20 protein-coding genes, 2 tRNA genes and 1 rRNA gene are annotated in these 22170 nt (G+C 54.9%); 15 read left to right on the top strand and 8 right to left on the bottom strand.

Annotated elements, in window-relative coordinates; genetic code table 11:
* The first annotated feature begins 3 nt into the window (after window positions 1-3).
* The 8 genes from lpxA to tilS all read left to right on the top strand — a co-directional run bounded on the left by lpxA (window position 4) and on the right by tilS (window position 11060).
* A complete protein-coding gene (lpxA, locus tag I6L58_RS08270; RefSeq protein WP_042319209.1) occupies window positions 4-792 on the top strand; it encodes an acyl-ACP--UDP-N-acetylglucosamine O-acyltransferase in 789 nt (262 codons plus the stop codon).
* Entirely contained in the window at window positions 792-1940 is a 1149-nt protein-coding gene (gene lpxB / locus I6L58_RS08265) for a lipid-A-disaccharide synthase (RefSeq protein ID WP_088209504.1), read from the top strand. The genes lpxA and lpxB overlap by 1 nt, the downstream gene beginning before the upstream one ends.
* On the top strand, window positions 1937-2533 hold the full coding sequence (gene rnhB, locus I6L58_RS08260) for a ribonuclease HII (protein ID WP_006173594.1): 597 nt from the start codon (window positions 1937-1939) through the stop codon (window positions 2531-2533). Before lpxB ends, rnhB begins: the two co-directional genes overlap by 4 nt.
* A gap of 38 nt (window positions 2534-2571) precedes the next feature.
* Complete coding sequence (gene dnaE / locus I6L58_RS08255; RefSeq protein WP_088209503.1) at window positions 2572-6054, top strand: DNA polymerase III subunit alpha; 3483 nt, start codon at window positions 2572-2574, stop codon at window positions 6052-6054.
* 12 nt (window positions 6055-6066) lie between these two features.
* On the top strand, window positions 6067-7026 hold the full coding sequence (accA, locus tag I6L58_RS08250) for an acetyl-CoA carboxylase carboxyl transferase subunit alpha (RefSeq protein WP_006173590.1): 960 nt from the start codon (window positions 6067-6069) through the stop codon (window positions 7024-7026).
* Window positions 7027-7126: 100 nt separating this feature from the next.
* The gene (locus I6L58_RS08245) at window positions 7127-9259 is read left to right on the top strand and encodes a lysine decarboxylase LdcC (protein WP_006173589.1); all 2133 of its coding nucleotides are present in this window, start codon (window positions 7127-7129) and stop codon (window positions 9257-9259) included.
* A gap of 65 nt (window positions 9260-9324) precedes the next feature.
* Entirely contained in the window at window positions 9325-9714 is a 390-nt protein-coding gene (locus I6L58_RS08240; RefSeq protein ID WP_006173587.1) for a VOC family protein, read from the top strand.
* Between the two features lie 59 nt (window positions 9715-9773).
* Complete coding sequence (gene tilS / locus I6L58_RS08235; protein ID WP_088209502.1) at window positions 9774-11060, top strand: tRNA lysidine(34) synthetase TilS; 1287 nt, start codon at window positions 9774-9776, stop codon at window positions 11058-11060.
* A 29-nt stretch (window positions 11061-11089) separates the two neighbouring features.
* Here tilS and rof read toward each other — a convergent pair whose 3' ends face one another.
* On the bottom strand, window positions 11090-11350 hold the full coding sequence (gene rof / locus I6L58_RS08230; protein ID WP_006173581.1) for a Rho-binding antiterminator: 261 nt from the start codon (window positions 11348-11350) through the stop codon (window positions 11090-11092).
* Window positions 11337-11537 carry a YaeP family protein gene (locus tag I6L58_RS08225; protein WP_006173580.1) on the bottom strand — a complete coding sequence of 67 codons (201 nt, stop codon included), beginning with the start codon at window positions 11535-11537 and terminating at the stop codon, window positions 11337-11339. The genes rof and I6L58_RS08225 overlap by 14 nt, the downstream gene beginning before the upstream one ends.
* A gap of 196 nt (window positions 11538-11733) precedes the next feature.
* On the opposite strand from I6L58_RS08225, the gene I6L58_RS08220 reads away from it, so the two are divergent.
* The 3 genes from I6L58_RS08220 to nlpE are packed head-to-tail and all read left to right on the top strand — an operon-like array spanning window position 11734 to window position 13432.
* Window positions 11734-12279 carry a YaeQ family protein gene (locus I6L58_RS08220; RefSeq protein WP_006173579.1) on the top strand — a complete coding sequence of 182 codons (546 nt, stop codon included), beginning with the start codon at window positions 11734-11736 and terminating at the stop codon, window positions 12277-12279.
* On the top strand, window positions 12276-12698 hold the full coding sequence (gene arfB, locus I6L58_RS08215) for an alternative ribosome rescue aminoacyl-tRNA hydrolase ArfB (protein WP_006173578.1): 423 nt from the start codon (window positions 12276-12278) through the stop codon (window positions 12696-12698). Before I6L58_RS08220 ends, arfB begins: the two co-directional genes overlap by 4 nt.
* A 35-nt stretch (window positions 12699-12733) precedes the next feature.
* Window positions 12734-13432 carry an envelope stress response activation lipoprotein NlpE gene (gene nlpE, locus I6L58_RS08210; protein WP_042319204.1) on the top strand — a complete coding sequence of 233 codons (699 nt, stop codon included), beginning with the start codon at window positions 12734-12736 and terminating at the stop codon, window positions 13430-13432.
* Window positions 13433-13480: 48 nt separating this feature from the next.
* Here nlpE and proS read toward each other — a convergent pair whose 3' ends face one another.
* From proS to metN, 6 genes are all read right to left on the bottom strand, one after another.
* Entirely contained in the window at window positions 13481-15199 is a 1719-nt protein-coding gene (gene proS / locus I6L58_RS08205) for a proline--tRNA ligase (RefSeq protein WP_006173573.1), read from the bottom strand.
* A gap of 112 nt (window positions 15200-15311) precedes the next feature.
* On the bottom strand, window positions 15312-16019 hold the full coding sequence (gene tsaA / locus I6L58_RS08200; protein WP_042319201.1) for a tRNA (N6-threonylcarbamoyladenosine(37)-N6)-methyltransferase TrmO: 708 nt from the start codon (window positions 16017-16019) through the stop codon (window positions 15312-15314).
* Window positions 16016-16420: an Rcs stress response system protein RcsF gene (gene rcsF, locus I6L58_RS08195; protein WP_010426664.1), complete on the bottom strand. Its 405-nt coding sequence runs from the start codon at window positions 16418-16420 to the stop codon at window positions 16016-16018. Before rcsF ends, tsaA begins: the two co-directional genes overlap by 4 nt.
* A 106-nt stretch (window positions 16421-16526) precedes the next feature.
* On the bottom strand, window positions 16527-17342 hold the full coding sequence (gene metQ / locus I6L58_RS08190) for a methionine ABC transporter substrate-binding lipoprotein MetQ (RefSeq protein WP_042319200.1): 816 nt from the start codon (window positions 17340-17342) through the stop codon (window positions 16527-16529).
* Window positions 17343-17382: 40 nt separating this feature from the next.
* Complete coding sequence (locus I6L58_RS08185) at window positions 17383-18036, bottom strand: methionine ABC transporter permease MetI (RefSeq protein ID WP_088209501.1); 654 nt, start codon at window positions 18034-18036, stop codon at window positions 17383-17385.
* On the bottom strand, window positions 18029-19060 hold the full coding sequence (metN, locus tag I6L58_RS08180; protein ID WP_058609776.1) for a methionine ABC transporter ATP-binding protein MetN: 1032 nt from the start codon (window positions 19058-19060) through the stop codon (window positions 18029-18031). The genes I6L58_RS08185 and metN overlap by 8 nt, the downstream gene beginning before the upstream one ends.
* A gap of 188 nt (window positions 19061-19248) precedes the next feature.
* On the opposite strand from metN, the gene gmhB reads away from it, so the two are divergent.
* The 4 genes from gmhB (at window position 19249) to I6L58_RS08160 (ending at window position 22052) form a co-directional block, all read left to right on the top strand.
* Window positions 19249-19815: a D-glycero-beta-D-manno-heptose 1,7-bisphosphate 7-phosphatase gene (gene gmhB / locus I6L58_RS08175; RefSeq protein WP_042319195.1), complete on the top strand. Its 567-nt coding sequence runs from the start codon at window positions 19249-19251 to the stop codon at window positions 19813-19815.
* 368 nt (window positions 19816-20183) lie between these two features.
* Window positions 20184-21723, top strand: a 16S ribosomal RNA gene (locus I6L58_RS08170).
* A gap of 69 nt (window positions 21724-21792) precedes the next feature.
* Window positions 21793-21869, top strand: a tRNA-Ile gene (locus I6L58_RS08165).
* A gap of 107 nt (window positions 21870-21976) precedes the next feature.
* Window positions 21977-22052 (top strand) — tRNA-Ala (locus I6L58_RS08160).
* Window positions 22053-22170: the final 118 nt, after the last annotated feature.

The following is a 22170-nucleotide window of genomic DNA, read 5'->3' as shown; positions in this document are numbered from 1 at the left end:
TACGTGATTGATAAATCCGCCTTTATTCATCCTACCGCGATTGTGGAAACCGGCGCCATTATTGGTGCTAACGTTCACATTGGCCCGTTTTGTGTTGTTGGACCCCATGTCGAAATTGGTGAGGGTACAGTACTGAAATCTCATGTCGTGGTGAATGGTCATACGACTATTGGCTGCAACAACGAGATCTATCAGTTCGCCTCCATCGGCGAAGTTAACCAGGATCTTAAATATGCTGGTGAGCCGACCCGTGTGGAAATCGGCGATCGTAACCGTATTCGCGAAAGCGTCACCATTCATCGTGGAACAACTCAGGGCGGTGGATTGACGAAGGTGGGCAGCGACAACCTCTTTATGGTAAATGCACACATTGCGCATGACTGTACCGTGGGTAATCGCTGTATTCTCGCCAACAACGCAACGCTGGCGGGACACGTATCGGTTGATGATTTCGCAATCATTGGCGGCATGACGGCTGTCCATCAGTTCTGCATCATTGGTGCGCACGTGATGGTCGGCGGATGCTCCGGTGTGGCGCAGGACGTCCCACCTTACGTGATTGCGCAGGGCAACCATGCCACGCCGTTTGGCGTGAACATCGAAGGCCTCAAGCGTCGTGGCTTTAGCCGCGAAGCGATTACAGCGATCCGCAACGCGTACAAACAGTTGTACCGTAACGGTAAAACGCTGGAAGAGGCGAAGCCGGAAATTGCCGAACTGGCGAATAAGCACCCGGAAGTGAACGCGTTCATGGAGTTCTTTGACCGTTCAACAAGGGGTCTGATTCGTTAATGGTCGACAGTCGTCCGCTTACGATAGCCCTGGTCGCCGGAGAAACCTCCGGCGATATTCTTGGTGCAGGTCTCATCCGCGCCCTCAAGGCTCGTGTACCCAATGCGCGCTTTGTGGGTGTGGCAGGCCCGCTGATGCAGGCCGAAGGCTGCGAAGCCTGGTATGAGATGGAAGAGCTGGCCGTGATGGGCATCGTTGAGGTGCTGGGCCGCCTGCGTCGCCTGTTACACATTCGTGCCGATCTCACACGCCGTTTTACCGATCTCAAACCCGATGTGTTTGTCGGTATCGATGCGCCCGATTTCAATATTACCCTCGAAGGGAACCTGAAAAAACAGGGCATCAAAACCATTCACTACGTCAGTCCGTCCGTCTGGGCGTGGCGACAGAAACGCGTTTTCAAAATCGGACGGTCTACCAACCTGGTACTGGCTTTCCTGCCTTTCGAAAAGGCGTTTTACGACAGATTCAACGTGCCATGCCGTTTTATAGGTCACACCATGGCAGATGCCATGCCGCTGGACCCGGATAAAAACGCGGCGCGTGACGTGCTGGGCATCCCCCATGATGCCCACTGTCTGGCTCTGCTGCCGGGCAGCCGTGGCGCAGAAGTTGAGATGCTGAGCGCCGATTTCCTGAGAACGGCGCAGATCCTACGCCAGACCTATCCCGATCTTGAAGTGGTGGTGCCGCTGGTTAATGCGAAACGCCGCGAGCAGTTTGAACGCATCAAAGCGGAGGTTGCGCCGGATCTGCACATTCATCTTCTGGATGGAAAGGGCCGTGAGGCGATGGTCGCGAGCGATGCCGCTCTGCTGGCCTCCGGTACGGCCGCGCTGGAGTGTATGCTGGCGAAATGCCCGATGGTAGTGGGTTACCGCATGAAGCCCTTCACCTTCTGGCTGGCGAAACGTCTGGTGAAAACCGACTATGTCTCCTTGCCTAATTTACTCGCCGGGCGCGAGCTGGTAAAAGAGCTGCTGCAGGAAGAGTGTCAGCCGCAGGCGTTAGCCGATGCGCTACTTCCGCTGCTGGCAAATGGCAAGACCAGCCATCTTATGCACGAGACGTTCCGTGAACTGCATCAGCAGATCCGCTGTAATGCCGATGAGCAAGCGGCTGAAGCGGTGCTGGAGTTAGCAAAATGATGGAATTTGTTTATCCACACACGCACCTCGTGGCGGGCGTGGATGAAGTGGGGCGGGGCCCGCTCGTCGGTGCTGTGGTCACTGCAGCGGTAATACTCGACCCTGCTCGCCCGATTGTTGGGCTGAATGATTCAAAAAAATTATCTGAAAAGCGCCGACTGGCGCTCTTTGACGAGATTCAGGAAAAGGCGCTGGCCTGGAGTCTGGGGCGCGCTGAACCGCATGAAATTGACGAGCTGAACATTCTTCATGCCACCATGCTGGCGATGCAGCGGGCGGTGGCGGGGCTGAAAATAACCCCTGAATACGTCCTGATTGACGGCAACCGCTGTCCGGCACTGCCTGTGCCTTCAATGGCGGTAGTGAAAGGGGATAGCCGGGTCCCGGAAATTAGCGCGGCGTCAATCATTGCTAAAGTGACGCGCGATGCCGAAATGGCTGCGCTGGATCTCACTTATCCCCTGTACGGTTTCGCCCAGCACAAGGGATATCCTACGGCTTTCCATCTGGAAAAGCTGGCTGAACATGGCGCCACCGAACACCACCGTCGTAGTTTTGGTCCGGTAAAACGTGCGCTGGCACGGGTGTCCTGAATCAAGACGCAAGCAATTAAGTAACGCGGAATCTGAAGATGGCTGAACCACGTTTCGTACACCTGCGGGTGCATAGCGACTACTCCATGATCGATGGGCTGGCAAAGACCGGGCCGCTGGTAAAAAAGGCGGCCGCGCTTGGCATGCCTGCGCTGGCGATCACCGATTTTACCAACCTGTGTGGCCTGGTGAAGTTCTACGGAACGGCACATGGCGTGGGGATGAAACCTATCGTCGGCGCGGATTTTCATGTGCAAAGCGACCTGCTTGGCGATGAGATGACGCAAATCTCCGTGCTGGCGATGAACAACACGGGTTATCAGAACCTTACCCTGCTTATCTCAAAAGCCTATCAGCGCGGCTATGGCGCGCAGGGGCCGTGGATCGACAGAGACTGGCTGGCCGAGCTGAATGAAGGCCTGCTGCTGATCTCCGGCGGCCGCATGGGTGACGTCGGCAAATGCCTGCTGCGCGGCAACAGCGCGCTGGTGGACCAGTGCGTGTCGTTCTACGAAGAACATTTCCCGGATCGCTATTACCTTGAGCTGATCCGCACCGGTCGCGCGGATGAAGAGAACTATCTGCATGCCGCCGTAGCCCTGGCGGAACAGCGCGGGCTGCCCGTTGTGGCAACCAACGATGTGCGTTTCCTGGAATCAGGCGATTTTGACGCACACGAGATCCGCGTCGCTATTCATGACGGCTTCACGCTCGACGATCCGAAACGTCCGCGAAATTACTCCTCGCAGCAGTACATGCGCACGGAAGAGGAGATGTGTGAACTCTTCTCTGATATCCCGGAAGCGCTGGAAAACAGCGTAGAGATTGCCAAGCGCTGTAACGTGACCGTGCGTCTCGGCGAGTATTTTCTGCCGCAGTTCCCGACGGGCGACATGACCACGGAAGATTTCCTGGTTGTGAAATCGAAAGAAGGGTTGGAAGAACGCCTGGAATTTCTCTTCCCGGATGAAGCGGAACGTAAAGAGAAGCGCCCACCCTACGACGAACGTCTGGATATTGAGCTGCAGGTTATCAACCAGATGGGGTTCCCCGGCTACTTCCTGATCGTGATGGAGTTTATCCAGTGGTCGAAGGATAACGGCGTGCCGGTAGGCCCGGGCCGTGGTTCCGGTGCTGGTTCGCTGGTGGCGTACGCGCTCAAAATCACCGACCTCGATCCGCTGGAGTTTGACCTGCTGTTCGAACGTTTCCTTAACCCTGAACGTGTCTCCATGCCCGACTTCGACGTCGACTTCTGCATGGAGAAACGTGACCAGGTGATTGAGCACGTTGCAGACATGTATGGCCGCGATGCGGTATCACAGATTATTACCTTCGGTACGATGGCGGCGAAAGCGGTTATCCGCGACGTTGGCCGCGTGCTGGGGCATCCGTACGGGTTCGTCGATCGCATCTCCAAGCTGGTGCCGCCCGATCCCGGCATGACGCTGGCAAAAGCCTTTGAAGCCGAGCCGCAGCTGCCGGAAATCTACGAAGCAGACGAAGAAGTTAAAGCGCTGATCGACATGGCGCGTAAGCTCGAAGGCGTCACGCGTAACGCCGGTAAACATGCGGGCGGGGTGGTGATTGCCCCGACTAAAATTACCGATTTTGCGCCGCTCTATTGCGATGAGGCGGGCCATCACCCGGTCACACAGTTCGATAAAAACGACGTGGAATACGCCGGGCTGGTGAAGTTCGACTTCCTCGGCCTGCGCACTCTGACGATCATCGACTGGGCGCTGAAGATGATCAACCCCCGCCGCGAGAAGCAGGGTCTGGAGCCGATAGACATCGCCGCCATCCCGCTGGATGATAAAAAAAGTTTCGACATGCTGCAGCGCTCGGAGACCACCGCCGTCTTCCAGCTTGAATCCCGCGGCATGAAAGACCTGATTAAGCGCCTGCAGCCCGACTGCTTCGAAGATATGATCGCGCTGGTGGCGCTGTTCCGTCCGGGGCCGCTGCAGTCAGGGATGGTGGATAACTTTATCGACCGTAAGCACGGGCGCGAAGAGATTTCCTATCCCGACGTGCAGTGGCAGCATGAAAGCCTGAAACCGGTACTGGAGCCTACCTACGGCATCATCCTGTATCAGGAACAGGTCATGCAGATTGCCCAGGTCCTGTCAGGTTACACCCTTGGCGGCGCGGACATGCTGCGTCGTGCAATGGGTAAGAAAAAGCCTGAAGAGATGGCCAAGCAGCGTTCTATCTTTGAGGACGGGGCGAAAAAGAACGGCATTGACGGCGAACTGGCGATGAAAATCTTCGACCTGGTAGAGAAGTTCGCCGGGTACGGGTTTAACAAATCCCACTCCGCTGCCTATGCACTGGTCTCCTATCAGACGCTGTGGCTGAAGGCCCACTATCCGGCTGAGTTTATGGCGGCAGTGATGACGGCCGATATGGACAACACCGAGAAGGTGGTTGGCCTGGTCGACGAGTGCTGGCGCATGGGGCTTAAGATCCTGCCGCCGGATATCAACTCCGGGCTTTACCATTTCCACGTGAACGAGCACGGGGAGATTGTCTACGGGATCGGCGCGATCAAAGGTGTCGGTGAAGGTCCAATCGAGGCGATCATCGAGGCGCGTAACAATGGCGGTTATTTCCGCGAGCTGTTCGACCTCTGCGCCCGGACCGACACTAAAAAGCTTAACCGCCGCGTGCTCGAAAAACTGATAATGTCCGGGGCGTTCGACAGGCTGGGGCCGCACCGCGCCGCGCTAATGAACTCGCTGGGCGATGCGTTGAAAGCGGCCGATCAGCACGCGAAGGCAGAAGCAATTGGCCAGGCAGATATGTTTGGCGTTCTGGCGGAAGAGCCAGAGCAGATTGAGCAGTCGTATTCCAACTGCCAGCCCTGGCCAGAACAGGTGGTGCTGGATGGCGAGCGTGAAACGTTAGGCTTGTACCTGACGGGGCACCCGATCAACCAGTACATTAAAGAAATTGAGCGCTATGTCGGAGGCAACAGGCTAAAAGACATGCATCCGACAGATCGTGGTAAAATCACCACGGCTGCGGGGCTCGTGATTGCTGCAAGGGTAATGGTCACCAAGCGCGGCAATCGTATTGGCATCTGTACATTGGATGACCGTTCCGGGCGTCTGGAGGTGATGTTGTTCACCGACGCGCTGGATAAATACCAGCAATTGCTGGAAAAAGACCGCATACTTATCGTCAGCGGACAGGTCAGCTTTGATGACTTCAGTGGGGGGCTTAAAATGACCGCCCGCGAAGTGATGGATATTGACGAAGCCCGTGAAAAATATGCTCGCGGGCTTGCTATCTCGCTGACGGACAGGCAAATTGATGACCAGCTTTTAAACCGACTCCGTCAGTCTCTGGAACCCCACCGCTCGGGGACAATTCCAGTACATCTCTACTATCAGAGGGCGGATGCACGCGCGCGGTTGCGCTTTGGTGCAGCGTGGCGTGTCTCTCCGAGCGATCGTTTACTGAACGATCTCCGTGGCCTCATTGGTTCGGAGCAGGTGGAACTGGAGTTTGACTAATACAGGAATACTATGAGTCTGAATTTCCTTGATTTCGAACAGCCGATTGCAGAGCTGGAAGCGAAAATCGATTCTCTGACAGCCGTAAGCCGTCAGGATGAAAAACTGGATATAAACATCGACGAGGAAGTGCATCGTCTGCGCGAAAAAAGCGTAGAGCTGACGCGCAAAATCTTCGCCGATCTTGGCGCATGGCAGATTGCCCAGCTGGCGCGTCATCCTCAGCGCCCGTACACCCTGGATTATGTCCGCCTGGCGTTTGATGAATTTGACGAACTGGCAGGCGATCGCGCTTACGCAGACGATAAAGCTATCGTCGGCGGGATTGCGCGTCTCGACGGGCGTCCGGTGATGATCATTGGTCATCAAAAAGGTCGCGAAACCAAAGAGAAAATCCGTCGTAACTTTGGTATGCCTGCTCCAGAAGGCTACCGTAAGGCCCTGCGTCTGATGGAGATGGCTGAGCGTTTTAATATGCCTATCATCACCTTCATCGACACCCCGGGGGCATACCCGGGTGTTGGCGCGGAAGAGCGCGGTCAGTCTGAAGCCATCGCACGCAACCTGCGTGAGATGTCTCGCCTGCGCGTACCGGTCATCTGCACCGTTATCGGTGAAGGGGGTTCTGGTGGTGCGCTGGCGATTGGCGTGGGCGATAAAGTGAATATGCTGCAGTACAGCACCTATTCCGTTATCTCCCCGGAAGGCTGTGCGTCCATTCTGTGGAAAAGCGCCGATAAAGCGCCGCTGGCAGCAGAAGCGATGGGCATCATTGCCCCGCGTCTGAAAGAGCTGAAGCTTATCGACTCCGTGATCCCAGAGCCGTTGGGCGGTGCGCACCGTAAGCCTGAAGCGATGGCCGCGTCCCTGAAAGCACAGCTGCTGGCCGATCTGGCCGATCTGGACGTGCTGAGCAAAGAAGAGTTGCTCGACCGTCGTTACCAGCGTCTGATGACCTACGGTTACGCGTAAGCGCGACATTTATCTGAAAAGCCGCACAGTGTTGCGGCTTTTTTTATACCTGCGGTTTAGCCGGGCTATGCTTACCTAATGTTTTTCAAGGAGGTAGCCCGTGAATATCATTGCCATTATGGGGCCGCACGGCGTCTTTTATAAAGACGAGCCCATCAAGGAGCTGGAGCAAGCCCTGCAGTCCCGCGGATACCAGCTTATCTGGCCGCATAACAGTGCGGATTTGCTGAAGTTCATTGAACATAACCCGCGCATCTGCGGCGTCATTTTTGACTGGGACGAATACGACCTGGAGCTGTGCAGCGACATCAACAGGTTGAACGAGTATCTTCCGCTGTACGCCTTTATCAATACGCATTCGACAATGGACGTCAGCGCTCACGATATGCGCATGGCGCTGTGGTTCTTTGAATACTCGCTTGGCGTGGCGGAAGACATTGCCACCCGCATTCAGCAGTACACGGGAGAGTATCTCGATAACATCACCCCACCGTTTACCCGCGCGCTTTTTACCTACGTGAAAGAAGGCAAATATACCTTCTGTACGCCGGGGCATATGGCGGGCACGGCGTATCAGAAAAGCCCGGTCGGCTGCCTGTTCTATGATTTCTTCGGCGGCAACACGCTTAAAGCGGATGTATCGATTTCGGTCACCGAGCTGGGCTCTTTGCTCGACCACACCGGCCCGCATCTGGAAGCCGAAGAGTATATCGCCCGCACGTTTGGTGCCGAGCAGAGCTACATGGTGACCAACGGTACCTCGACATCAAATAAAATCGTCGGGATGTACGCGGCCCCAGCCGGAAGCACGCTGCTCATCGACCGTAACTGCCATAAATCTCTGGCGCATTTGCTGATGATGAGCGATGTGGTGCCGATCTGGCTGTCGCCGACGCGCAACGCGCTCGGCATTCTGGGTGGTATTCCGCGCCGTGAGTTTACGCATGCGGCGATTGAAACCAAAGTGGCGTCCATCCCGCAGGCAAGCTGGCCGATCCACGCGGTGATCACCAACTCCACCTATGACGGTCTGCTCTACAACACCAACTGGATCAAGCAGACCCTGGACGTGCCGTCGATCCACTTTGACTCCGCGTGGGTGCCGTACACCAATTTCCACCCGATTTACGAAGGGAAAAGTGGGATGAGCGGCGAGCGGGTGCCGGGCAAAGTGTTTTTCGAAACGCAGTCGACGCACAAGATGCTGGCGGCGTTTTCTCAGGCCTCGCTGATCCACATTAAAGGCGAATACGACGAGGACACCTTCAACGAAGCCTTTATGATGCACACCACCACCTCGCCAAGTTATCCGCTGGTGGCCTCGATTGAAACGGCGGCGGCGATGCTGCGGGGTAATCCCGGCAAGCGTCTCATCAATCGTTCAGTGGAACGGGCGCTGCATTTCCGCAAAGAAGTTCAGCGGCTAAAAGATGAAGCGGACGGCTGGTTCTTCGACATCTGGCAGCCTGAAGAGATTGATGAGGCAGAATGCTGGCAGGTCGCGCCCGGCGAAAGCTGGCACGGCTTTCGGGATGCCGACCCGGACCATATGTTCCTCGATCCGGTAAAAGTGACGATCCTGACGCCGGGCATGGACGAGCAAGGGGTGATGAGCGATGAAGGGATCCCCGCCGCGCTGGTGGCGAAGTTCCTCGATGAGCGTGGCGTCGTGGTGGAGAAAACCGGGCCGTACAACCTGCTGTTCCTGTTCAGCATCGGGATCGATAAAACCCGCGCCATGGGGCTGCTGCGTGGTCTGATGGAGTTTAAACGCGCCTACGATCTGAACCTGCGGGTGAAGAACATGCTGCCGGATCTCTACGCGGAAGATCCTGATTTCTATCGCAACATGCGCATTCAGGATCTGGCGCAGGGGATCCACAAATTGATCCGCCAGCACGATCTGCCGCGTCTGATGCTGCAGGCGTTCGACGTTCTGCCTGAGATGAAGCTGACGCCGCACAAGGCCTGGCAGCATCAGGTGAAAGGCGAGGTAGAGACCGTCGAGCTGGAAAACCTGGTCGGGCGCGTGTCGGCCAATATGATCCTGCCGTATCCGCCGGGTGTGCCGCTGCTGATGCCGGGTGAGATGATTGTCGAAGAGAGCCGGGCGGTTCTCGATTTCCTGCTGATGCTGTGTTCGGTTGGGCGACACTACCCTGGTTTTGAGACCGACATTCACGGTGCCAAACGGGATGAAAACGGCGTGTACTGGGTACGGGTCCTAAAATGAAGCTGGCCGCTTGCCAGGCGCAGGTTCCCGGTTGTAACGTTCAGGCATCATGAAAAGGAGAAGCTATGCTGGGTTTAAAACAGGTTCACCATATTGCGATCATTGCCACCGATTACGCGCAAAGTAAGGCTTTCTATTGTGACATTCTCGGCTTTGAGCTGTTAAGCGAGGCGTACCGTGAAGAGCGTGACTCCTGGAAAGGCGATTTGGCGTTAAACGGCCAGTATGTCATTGAGCTGTTCTCCTTTCCTTTCCCGCCTGCGCGTCCTTCTCGTCCGGAAGCCTGTGGCCTGCGCCATCTTGCTTTCAGCGTAGAGGACATTGATAGCGCGGTGAAGCATCTTGAGGCGCACGGCGTGGCATGCGAAGCTATACGCGTCGATCCGTTTACCGGTAAACGTTTCACCTTTTTCAACGACCCGGACGGTCTGCCGCTGGAGCTTTACCAGCAGTAAACGCCGGTATATGTGATAATGCCCGACCAGTTCGGGCATTTTTTTACGTGTAATTGCTTATGACCTCATCTGATATTGCGCAAGCCGTTTCGCCGTACCGCCAGCTGCTGGTGGGGTTTAGCGGTGGGCTGGATTCCACGGTGTTACTTCATCGCCTGATGCACTGGCGCGATCGAGAGCCCGACGTTCAGATTCGGGCTATTCATGTTCATCACGGGTTGAGTCCTTATGCAGATGAGTGGGTTGCGCACTGCGACGCCCTGTGCGCGGCGTGGGCGATCCCGCTGCACGTGGAGCGTGTCGTACTCGAAAATGAAGGGCTGGGCATTGAGGCGCAGGCGCGTAAAGCCCGCTATGCCGCGTTTGCCCGCACTTTAAAGCCCGGCGAGGCGCTGGTGACGGCGCAACACCTTGATGATCAGTGTGAGACATTCCTGCTGGCGCTCAAGCGGGGAAGTGGCCCGGCAGGGTTATCCGCCATGCCTGAGCGTACCGCGTTTGACGGCACAGAATTACTTCGCCCTCTGCTGGGCGAAACGCGCGCGTCTCTTGAAGCCTGGGCGCAGCAATATCAGCTGAGCTGGATTGAAGATGAGAGCAATCAGGACGACAGCTACGATCGCAATTTCCTGCGTCTGCGCGTCTTGCCGCTGTTGACCCAGCGATGGGGGCACTTTGCTGAAGCGACCGCCCGTAGCGCCGCACTCTGCGCTGAGCAGGAAACGCTGCTGGATGAGTTGCTGAGCGACGCGCTATCCGACCTGACATCCGGTGACGGGGCGCTGGCGATTACGCCGCTTGAGTCGATGACTCCGATGCGGCGCGCGGCGCTTCTACGCCGCTGGCTGGCCATGCACAATGCGGCTATGCCGTCGCGCGCCATGCTACACCGTATCTGGGAGGAGGTTGCTCAGGCGCGGGAAGATGCCGCCCCGTGTGTGTATCTCAATGGCTTTGAGGTCAGGCGCTACAAAGGTCGGTTGTGGTGGGTAAAATCCACCCCTTCGCTTACCGATGTGGTGCTGGCCTGGCCGTCACCCCATGACGCGCTGGAACTGCCTTATCAGAGGGGAACCGTTTCGTTGACCGCGTCGGGCAACGTGCGGCTACCCAATGCCGATGAACCTGTTACCGTGCGCTTTAAGGCCAGCGGTGTGCTGCACATTGTCGGGCGCAACGGCGGGCGTAAGCTGAAGAAAATCTGGCAGGAGAACAACGTGCCGCCCTGGCTGCGCGATACCACTCCGCTACTGTTTTACGGCGAGACGTTGATTGCGGCGGCAGGCGTATTCGTGACGAAAGACGGGTGGGCAGAAGAGGGGGTTGGTTTTCAGTGGACGGTGTAACGGGCAGCGGGGCTGCCCGTTAATGTTCATCAGGATTCGCTCACCACAACGGTGCCGATTTCCGGGTGACTGAAGCTGGCGATTTTATCCAGGCGAAGCTCGCGCGTCGCGCCGGCATCTTCCACTACCAGGTATTCCACGTTCTTACGTGAAACCAGGTCGCTGGCTTTCGCCTTCAGCACTTCGCCATCTTTGAGTTCCAGCGTCAGTATTAAATGATGCTGGCAGGCGAGTTCGAGGTTGTCATAGTCATCACAATTGATGGGTTGATAAGTTTCATTCATCGACATAATCGCTCACCAGTAGATTCGCTGCAGCATACGCTGCTTTTTCCCTGACCGATTCTGAAAGACTCTCATCAGAGGCCACTTCATTTAGCACTTTGAGTACACAACCCAACGCATCCGGGATATAGCCCAGATCGCCGCTGGCAATTTCCGCATACCGTTTGCGAATTAGCTCACAATAATTGTTCACATCCCCTCCTGCCAGCGCACTGGCTTACTGTGAGATAACATTAAGCCTACGAAGATAAACTCGGTTTAGCAAGGTGACTATACCATACTCATTTAAGCAATATCAGAGCCTTGATAGCGGCCCATTCATCACCTCGTAACAGCCTTTTGCCGCTATTTTCGCTACACTGTGCGCCTTATACGAAAGGAGTTCTCTCATGGCGCTGAAAGCGACAATTTATAAAGCTGTGGTTAATGTGGCGGATCTCGACCGCAACCAGTTTCTGGATGCGTCACTGACGCTGGCGCGTCATCCGTCTGAAACCCAGGAGCGCATGATGCTTCGCCTGCTGGCGTGGGTGAAGTATGCTGATGACCGTTTGCAATTTACCCGTGGCCTAAGCGCGGAAGATGAACCAGAAGCCTGGCTGCGCAACGATCATCTGGGCATTGATTTGTGGATCGAACTCGGTCTGCCGGATGAACGACGGATAAAAAAAGCGTGTACGCAGTCAGCGGAAGTGGCGTTATTTGCGTATAATCAACGTGCTGCGGAGATTTGGTGGCAGCAGAACAAGAAAAAATGTGCGCAGTTTACCAATCTTACCGTCTGGTATCTGGATGACGAGCAGCTGGCGCAGCTGAGCGCGTTCGCCAGCAGGACCATGGTGTTGCAGGCAACTATTCAGGATGGTGCGATCTGGCTCTCTGATTCTCAGAATAATCTGGAAATCCATTTAACCGCGTGGCAACCAGCGTCATGATTGATTTGTCCCGAAACGTCAGCATTCCTGATAACGAGCTGGAGATCACGGCGATCCGCGCGCAGGGCGCGGGCGGACAGCATGTTAACAAGGCTTCAACCGCTATCCATTTGCGCTTTGACATTCGGGCCTCCAGCCTGCCAGAGTATTACAAAGAACGTTTGCTTGCCGCCAGCCATCATCTGATTACCAGCGATGGCGTGATAATTATCAAAGCGCAGGAATATCGCAGTCAGGAACTGAACCGCGAAGCGGCGCTTTCCCGGCTGGTGGCCGTCATAAAAGAGTTAACCGCAGAGCAAAAAAGCCGTCGGGCTACGCGACCAACCCGCGCGTCGAAAGAGCGCCGGTTATCAACGAAGTCGCAAAAATCCTCGGTAAAAGCACTACGCGGAAAAGTTCGTCGCCCTGTGGAGTGACGAAAAGGAACACACTTTTTCATAAGGGATCCATCGTGAAAAAAGCACTATTTTCAGCATTAGCCGTCAGCACGCTGTTCGCACTCTTCGGGTGTAACAACCGTTCGGAAACGCAGGCCTTGCAGGCCGCGCCTACTGAAGCGTTAAAACCGATGCAGCAGAGCTGGCGCGGCGTACTGCCGTGTGCGGATTGCGAAGGAATCGAAACCACGCTCTTCCTGGAAAAAGATGGCACCTGGGTCATGAACCAGCGCTATCAGGGCGCAAAGGAACCATCTTCTTTTGCGAGCTACGGAAAATGGGCACGTACCGCCGAGAAGCTGGTGCTGACCGATACCACGGGTGATAAAACCTATTTCCGCGCCAAAGGTGAGGGGATGGAGATGCTCGATCGCGAGGGCAACCCGATTGAGTCGCAATTTAATTACACGCTCGCCCCGGTGAAAGCGGCGCTGCCTGCTACGCCAATGGCGATGCGGGGAATGTACTTCTATATGGCGGATGCGGCGATCTTCACCGACTGCGCCACCGGTAAGAAAGTCAGCGTGGCAAACAATGCTCAGCTGGAGCGGGATTATGCCGTCGCGCGCGGGAATGACAGTAAGCCGGTATTACTGACGGTTGACGGTCACTTTACGCTCGAGCCTAACCCGGATAGCGGTGAGATGGTGAAAACGCTGGTGGTTGATAAAGACGCGAGCTTTGCTGCGGGTAAAGACTGTAGCAGTAAATAGCGTCTTCGTGAGCCAATAAAAACCCCGCCTTAGCGGGGTTTTTGTTTTTTAGCCTTTGATGGCTTTCATCAGGTAATCAAGGATGTCGCCGGTCTTGATCATCTGTTTCTCGCCGCTACGACGGTATTTGTATTCGATTTCGTCGCTGTCGAGGTTACGATCGCCAATAACGATGGTGTGCGGAATGCCGATCAGTTCCATATCGGCGAACATCACGCCCGGACGCTCTTTACGGTCGTCCATCAGCACGTCAACGCCCTGAGCGCGCAGTTCAGCGTACAGCTTCTCGGCCAGCTCCTGAACGCGGTAAGACTTGTGCATGTTCATTGGCAGGATGGCTACCTGGAACGGCGCAATGTTGTCCGGCCAGACGATACCGCGCTCGTCGAAGTTCTGCTCGATAGCGGCAGCAACCACGCGCGTGACCCCGATACCGTAGCAACCCATGGTCAGCACCTGGTTACGACCATCTTCACCCTGAACCGCCGCATTCATGGCGCGGGAGTACTTATCGCCCAGCTGGAAGATATGGCCCACTTCGATACCGCGTTTAATCATCAGCGTACCCTGGCCGTCCGGGCTTGGATCGCCCGCAACCACGTTACGGATGTCCGCAACTTCTGGTGTCGCGACGTCGCGATCCCAGTTAATGCCAAAGTAGTGCTTGCCGTCGATGTTGGCACCTGCGGAGAAGTCGCTCATTGCGGCAACCGTACGGTCAACAACCACGGGAACGGGCATATTTACTGGCCCCAGCGAGCCAGGACCGGCGTTCACGACGGCACGGATTTCTGCTTCCGTAGCAAACGTCAGCGGGCTGGCAACCTGTGGCAGTTTTTCTGCTTTCACTTCGTTCAGCTCGTGATCGCCGCGCACCAGAAGGGCAACCAGCGGGTATGCGCTGCCTTCGGCCGATTTAACCAGCAGCGTTTTAACCGTTTTCTCAATCGGCAGGTTGAACTGCTCAACCAGCTCGGCGATGGTTTTGGCGTTCGGCGTATCAACCAGCGTCATCTCTTCGGTTGCGGCGGCGCGTGGCGCTTTTGGTGCCAGGGCTTCTGCAAACTCGATGTTGGCGGCGTAATCAGAGGAGTCAGAGAAGATCACATCGTCTTCGCCGCTCTGCGCCAGAACCTGGAACTCGTGGGATGCGCTACCGCCGATTGAACCGGTATCAGCCTGTACAGCACGGAAATCCAGACCCATGCGGGAGAAGATTTTGCTGTAAGCTTCATACATTTTATCGTAGGTCTCCTGCAGAGATTCCTGAGAGGTGTGGAAAGAGTAAGCATCTTTCATCAGGAATTCGCGGGAGCGCATAACGCCAAAACGTGGACGGACTTCGTCACGGAACTTGGTCTGGATCTGGAAGAAGTTCAACGGCAGCTGCTTGTAAGAGCTCAGCTCGTTGCGGATCAGATCGGTAATGACCTCTTCATGCGTTGGACCGAGAACAAACGGACGATCGCCGCGATCGGCAATACGCAGCAGTTCGGGACCGTACTGCTCCCAGCGACCACTCTCCTGCCACAGTTCAGAGGGCTGAACCACGGGCATTAACACCTCGATTGCACCGGCGTTGTTCATCTCTTCACGCACGATGTTTTCGACTTTTTTCAGGACGCGCACGCCGGTCGGCAACCAGGTGTACAACCCGGAGGCCAGCTTGCGGATCATCCCGGCGCGCAGCATCAGCTGGTGGCTGATCACCTCGGCGTCGGCAGGTGTCTCCTTCAGAGTGGAGAGCAGATATTGGCTAGTACGCATGTTGTTACGGTTCCATTTCGACTATTGGAACAGGCTGAAACGCCAGCCTGACACAAAAAAAGTGGTTTAGTTTACCAGTGTGGCAAAGATGCCAAAAGAGAGGAGATTAAAATTACCTGGGTTCCAGGGCAAACACTTCAAAACCGGCCTCGGTGACGCGCCAGCGAACGTTAAAATCCAGCAGCCAGACGGCGTACGTTTTCCCGGACTCCTCTTCTTTGCGGTAGGCGGGACGGGGGTCCTGAGCCAGCACTTCCGTGATAAAGTCCCGCAGACGAGGATAGCGTTTTTCAAGCTGATTGAGCGTGTCCGTCAACGCCGGTGTGAAAGAGACGGGCATGTCCGCATGAGGCGCGTCCTGTGCATAGCTCGCACGGGCCTCCGGCAGGGCCTCAGCAAAAGGCAGATACGGCTTGATGTCGATAACCGGTGTGCCATCCACCAGGTCGAGACTGCCTAACGCCAGTATCACCCGATCCTTTTCACAGCGTATGCCTTTCAGTTCGACCAGCGACATGCCAACCGGGTTTGGACGGAAGGTTGAGCGGGTCGCGAACACGCCCATTCTCGCATTTCCGCCCAGACGAGGAGGGCGAACGGTAGGACGCCAGCCGCCATCCATTGTCTGGTGAAAGACAAAGACAACCCACAGGTGGCTGAACGCCTCAAGTCCGCGTACCGCATCGGCCTGATTATAAGGCGCGATTAAGTGAAGCTCGCCGCTGCCGCTGGTCACCAGACCAGGCTGGCGTGGGACGGCGAACTTCTCTTTATAGGGGGAGCGGATAACGCCTATCTGCTCGAACTGAAACGAACTCATTTCGCCGTAATGTTCAGCGCAGAACCGATGCAAACCGCCTGACGGTAGCAGCCTGGCGTACCGCTGGTCACTTCACAGCTGTGCAGTAGCACCGCGTTGGCTTTCATTTTTGACGCGTTAATCTGCATACGTTTACGCGCTGTCGGGATATTCGGTGGAGAGTCCTGGTTCGTTGCCTGGCAGGATTCGCCGCTGACTTCACCCAGCTCACGGAATGGTTTTCCGACGAGATCGTCTGCTTTGGTAATAATGCGAACCGGGGCAGGTCGAGGGGCTTTTGGTTTCGCTGGCTCCGCTTTTGGCGGGGTTGCAGTGCTTTGAACAGGTTCAACAGGAGATCTGCTTAGCATAGAACAGCCGCTCAGCATGAGTGCTAAAAGACAGATCGGTAAAGCACGCATAATAGTTCCTCAGTGGATAATCAAAACGTCAGATATTGAATCAGTTGCCCGCACAAATGACAAGACGGGCATAAGCCCGTCTTGATGATATTACACTGAAGTCAGATTACCAGCCTTTAACAGCGCCGCCGTTAAACACTTTATTCGCTTCCTGGTAAACTTCTTCTGATTGGTATGCCTGCACGAATTTCTTCACGTTTTCCGCGTCTTTGTTATCTTCGCGGGTAACGATCAGGTTAACGTATGGGGAGTCTTTGTCTTCAACAAAGATACCGTCTTTCGCTGGCGTCAGGCCAATCTGGCTGGCGTAGGTGGTGTTGATCACGGCCAGCGCAATCTGCGCATCGTCCAGTGAACGCGGCAGCTGAGGGGCTTCCAGCTCAACCAGTTTCAGATTTTTCGGATTCTCGGTCACGTCCAGTACGGTCGGCAGCAGACCTACACCCTCTTTCAGTTTGATCAGACCCACTTTTTGCAGCAGCAGCAGGGAACGGCCAAGGTTGGTAGGATCGTTTGGAATGGCCACCTGCGAGCCTGGCTGCAGTTCGTCCAGCGATTTAATCTTCTTGGAGTAACCGGCAATCGGGTAAACAAAAGTATTGCCCGCCGCAACCAGCTTGTAGCCACGGTCTTTGATCTGCTGATCCAGGTACGGCTTGTGCTGGAAGGCGTTGGCGTCGATATCGCCTTTGCTCAGCGCTTCGTTTGGCAGAACGTAATCGTTGAAGGTCACCAGCTCAACGTCCAGGCCATATTTCTCTTTCGCCACTTTCTGGGCGGCTTCTGCAACCTGCTGCTCAGCACCGACAATAACGCCCACTTTAATGTGGTTTGGATCTTTTTCGTCCTGACCGCAACCCACCAGTGCCAGAGAGCCAATTAGCGCGCCAACCGCTGCAAAGGTCTTTAATTTAAACGCCATGTTTTATCCTTAACTCATCGAGTTTGTGTTGTGTGTAACGTTATTTATGCGTAACAGCCCGGACGATGCGATCGCCAGAGAACTGAATTAAATAAACCAGAACAACCAGCAATACCAGAACGGTATTCATTACGGTAGCGTTATAACCAATATAACCGTACTGGTAGCCAATCTGGCCTAAACCGCCGGCACCGACAGCACCACCCATCGCAGAATAGCCCACCAGGGTAATCAGCGTAATGGTGGCTGCGTTTACCAGGCCCGCCAATGCTTCAGGCAGCAGGACTTTACGTACGATCTGCATTGGCGTGGCACCCATTGCGCGGGACGCTTCAATTAGGCCCGTTGGGATTTCAAGCAGGGCGTTTTCCACCATACGGGCGATAAACGGTGCCGCACCGACGGTCAATGGCACGATAGCCGCCTGTAGACCGATAGAGGTGCCGACGATCACGCGGGTAAACGGAATCATCCAGACCAGCAGAATGATGAACGGAATAGAACGGAAGATGTTCACTAACGCGGAGAGCGTACGGTAGAGCTTCGCGTTCTCAATGATTTGCCCCGGGCGCGTCACGTACAGCAGCACGCCGACCGGCAGGCCAATCACAAAGCCAAAGAAACCCGATACGAAGGTCATTGCCAGCGTTTCCCAAACGCCGCGAACCAGCAGCCAAATCATCGGCTCAGACATAACCCAGTACCTCTACTTTTACATGATGTTCTTGCAGCCAGGCAATTGCCGCCTGGGTTTCTTCCTGTGTGCCGTGCATTTCCGTCAGCATGATGCCGAACTTCACGCCACCGGCGTAATCCATCTGCGCGCTGATAATGTTGTTATTCACGTTGAAGCGGCGCGCGGTTTCCGACAGCAGCGGCGCATCGACCGACTGGCCGGTAAACTCCATGCGTAGCATCGGGACGCTGTCAGGCGTTGCGTCTGTTTTCAAACGTTCCAGATAATCTTCGGGAATATCCAGATGCAGCGTTGACTGGATAAACTGCTGCGCCAGCGGCGTTTTCGGGTGAGAGAACACTTCGCTCACCGTATCCTGCTCAATCAATTCACCATTGCTGATCACTGCCACACAATCACAGATGCGTTTCACCACATCCATCTCGTGCGTAATAAGAAGGATGGTCAGCCCCAGGCGACGGTTGATGTCTTTCAGGAGTTCGAGAATCGAACGGGTCGTGGCCGGGTCTAATGCGCTGGTGGCTTCATCGCACAGCAGCACTTTTGGGTTGCTTGCCAGGGCACGGGCAATGGCGACGCGCTGCTTTTGACCGCCGGACAGGTTAGCCGGATAGCTATCATGTTTATCGCCCAGACCTACGAGGTCGAGCAGCTCGGTCACGCGACGCTTCACTTCTTCTTTCGGCGTATTGTCCAGCTCCAGCGGCAATGCGACGTTGCCAAAAACGGTGCGGGAGGCCAGCAGATTAAAGTGCTGGAAGATCATGCCGATCTGGCGGCGTGCTTTGGTGAGTTCTTTCTCTGAGAGCGCGGTAAGTTCCTGACCGCCAACTTCTACATTGCCCTGGGTTGGGCGTTCAAGCAGGTTAACACAACGGATCAGCGTACTTTTACCTGCACCCGATGCGCCAATGACGCCATAAATTTGACCAGCAGGAACATGCAGGCTGACGTTGTTCAGCGCCTGAATGGTTCGGTTCCCCTGCTGGAACACTTTGGTGATATTGGAAAGTTTAATCATTAGATTATTTTTATCGTATGTAAGTTAGCCGTGGCATTTTGTTCTGCCAGATACGGGTGAAGACCGTAAACAAAACGGATGTTAAGGCATCCAGACGTCTAAATCAATCCAACTCTGTGCGATGAGCACTTTATTGCGCTGCGATTCATGAGATACTAGCCGAACATGCCTTTTTCAGGAGCAAACCGGTGGCAAAATCAGTACCCGCAATTTTTCTCGATCGTGATGGCACCATTAATGTGGATCACGGTTACGTTCATGAGATTGATGAGTTCGAGTTTATCGAGGGCGTAATAGAGGCCATGCGCCAGCTGAAAGAGATGGGCTATGCGCTGGTGGTTGTCACCAACCAGTCTGGTATTGCGCGTGGAAAATTTACCGAAGCACAGTTCGAGACGTTAACAGAATGGATGGACTGGTCGCTGGCGGATCGGGGCGTTGACCTTGATGGTATCTACTATTGTCCGCATCATCCCCAGGGAACAGTAGAAGAGTATCGCCAGACGTGTGATTGCCGTAAGCCGCACCCGGGGATGTTTATCTCTGCGCAGGAATTTCTGAATATCGATATGGCCGCCTCTTATATGGTGGGCGACAAGCTGGAAGATATGCAGGCGGCAACGGCGGCGGGTGTGGGGACCAAAATATTAGTGCGCACCGGCAAACCTGTTACCCCCGAAGCAGAAAACGCAGCCGACTGGGTAATTAATAGTCTGGCCGAGCTGCCAAAAGAGATAAAAAAGCATCAGAAATAGGCTTTTTGGCGAAAAGGTGAGCGGTTGAAATAAAAATGCATTTTTCCGCTTGTCATTCCACGGCGGCTCCCTATAATGCGCCTCCATCGACACGGCAGATGTGAATCACTTCACAGACAACCCGGTCGGTTGAAGAGAAAAAATCCTGAGATTCAGGGTTGACTCTGAAAGAGGAAAGCGTAATATACGCCACCTCGCGACAGAGCGCTAAAGCGCGTCGCAACTGCTCTTTAACAATTTATCAGACAATCTGTGTGGGCACTCAAAGTGACATGGATTCTTAATGTCTTCGGACAATAAATGAATACCAAGTCTCTGAGTGAACATACGTAATTCATTACGAAGTTTAATTCACGAGCATCAAACTTAAATTGAAGAGTTTGATCATGGCTCAGATTGAACGCTGGCGGCAGGCCTAACACATGCAAGTCGAGCGGTAACACAGGGAGCTTGCTCCCGGGTGACGAGCGGCGGACGGGTGAGTAATGTCTGGGAAACTGCCTGATGGAGGGGGATAACTACTGGAAACGGTAGCTAATACCGCATAACGTCGCAAGACCAAAGAGGGGGACCTTCGGGCCTCTTGCCATCAGATGTGCCCAGATGGGATTAGCTAGTAGGTGGGGTAACGGCTCACCTAGGCGACGATCCCTAGCTGGTCTGAGAGGATGACCAGCCACACTGGAACTGAGACACGGTCCAGACTCCTACGGGAGGCAGCAGTGGGGAATATTGCACAATGGGCGCAAGCCTGATGCAGCCATGCCGCGTGTATGAAGAAGGCCTTCGGGTTGTAAAGTACTTTCAGCGGGGAGGAAGGTGTTGTGGTTAATAACCGCAGCAATTGACGTTACCCGCAGAAGAAGCACCGGCTAACTCCGTGCCAGCAGCCGCGGTAATACGGAGGGTGCAAGCGTTAATCGGAATTACTGGGCGTAAAGCGCACGCAGGCGGTCTGTCAAGTCGGATGTGAAATCCCCGGGCTCAACCTGGGAACTGCATTCGAAACTGGCAGGCTAGAGTCTTGTAGAGGGGGGTAGAATTCCAGGTGTAGCGGTGAAATGCGTAGAGATCTGGAGGAATACCGGTGGCGAAGGCGGCCCCCTGGACAAAGACTGACGCTCAGGTGCGAAAGCGTGGGGAGCAAACAGGATTAGATACCCTGGTAGTCCACGCCGTAAACGATGTCGACTTGGAGGTTGTGCCCTTGAGGCGTGGCTTCCGGAGCTAACGCGTTAAGTCGACCGCCTGGGGAGTACGGCCGCAAGGTTAAAACTCAAATGAATTGACGGGGGCCCGCACAAGCGGTGGAGCATGTGGTTTAATTCGATGCAACGCGAAGAACCTTACCTACTCTTGACATCCAGAGAACTTAGCAGAGATGCTTTGGTGCCTTCGGGAACTCTGAGACAGGTGCTGCATGGCTGTCGTCAGCTCGTGTTGTGAAATGTTGGGTTAAGTCCCGCAACGAGCGCAACCCTTATCCTTTGTTGCCAGCGGTCCGGCCGGGAACTCAAAGGAGACTGCCAGTGATAAACTGGAGGAAGGTGGGGATGACGTCAAGTCATCATGGCCCTTACGAGTAGGGCTACACACGTGCTACAATGGCGCATACAAAGAGAAGCGACCTCGCGAGAGCAAGCGGACCTCATAAAGTGCGTCGTAGTCCGGATTGGAGTCTGCAACTCGACTCCATGAAGTCGGAATCGCTAGTAATCGTAGATCAGAATGCTACGGTGAATACGTTCCCGGGCCTTGTACACACCGCCCGTCACACCATGGGAGTGGGTTGCAAAAGAAGTAGGTAGCTTAACCTTCGGGAGGGCGCTTACCACTTTGTGATTCATGACTGGGGTGAAGTCGTAACAAGGTAACCGTAGGGGAACCTGCGGTTGGATCACCTCCTTACCTTAAAGAACCTGCCTTTGTAGTGCTCACACAGATTGTCTGATGAAATACAGCAGTAAAAATCTCTGCAGGCTTGTAGCTCAGGTGGTTAGAGCGCACCCCTGATAAGGGTGAGGTCGGTGGTTCAAGTCCACTCAGGCCTACCAAATTCCTGCTGATGCTGCGTTGCGGCGACACATCACATACTGATGTATGCTTCGTGTCACCACGCCTTGCCTCAACAGGAATTACGGTTCATGAGATTAACTACGATGGGGCTATAGCTCAGCTGGGAGAGCGCCTGCCTTGCACGCAGGAGGTCTGCGGTTCGATCCCGCATAGCTCCACCATCCTTTTACTGCGAAAACAAGAAAACTTCAGAGTGAACCTGAAAAGGTGCACTGCGAAGTTTTGCTCTTTAAAAATCTGGATCAAGCTGAAAATTGAAACGACACACATGTTATGTGT

This window comes from Enterobacter cancerogenus (genome assembly GCF_019047785.1).
Lineage (GTDB): Bacteria > Pseudomonadota > Gammaproteobacteria > Enterobacterales > Enterobacteriaceae > Enterobacter > Enterobacter cancerogenus.
This window is presented reverse-complemented; position numbering and strand designations above follow the sequence as displayed.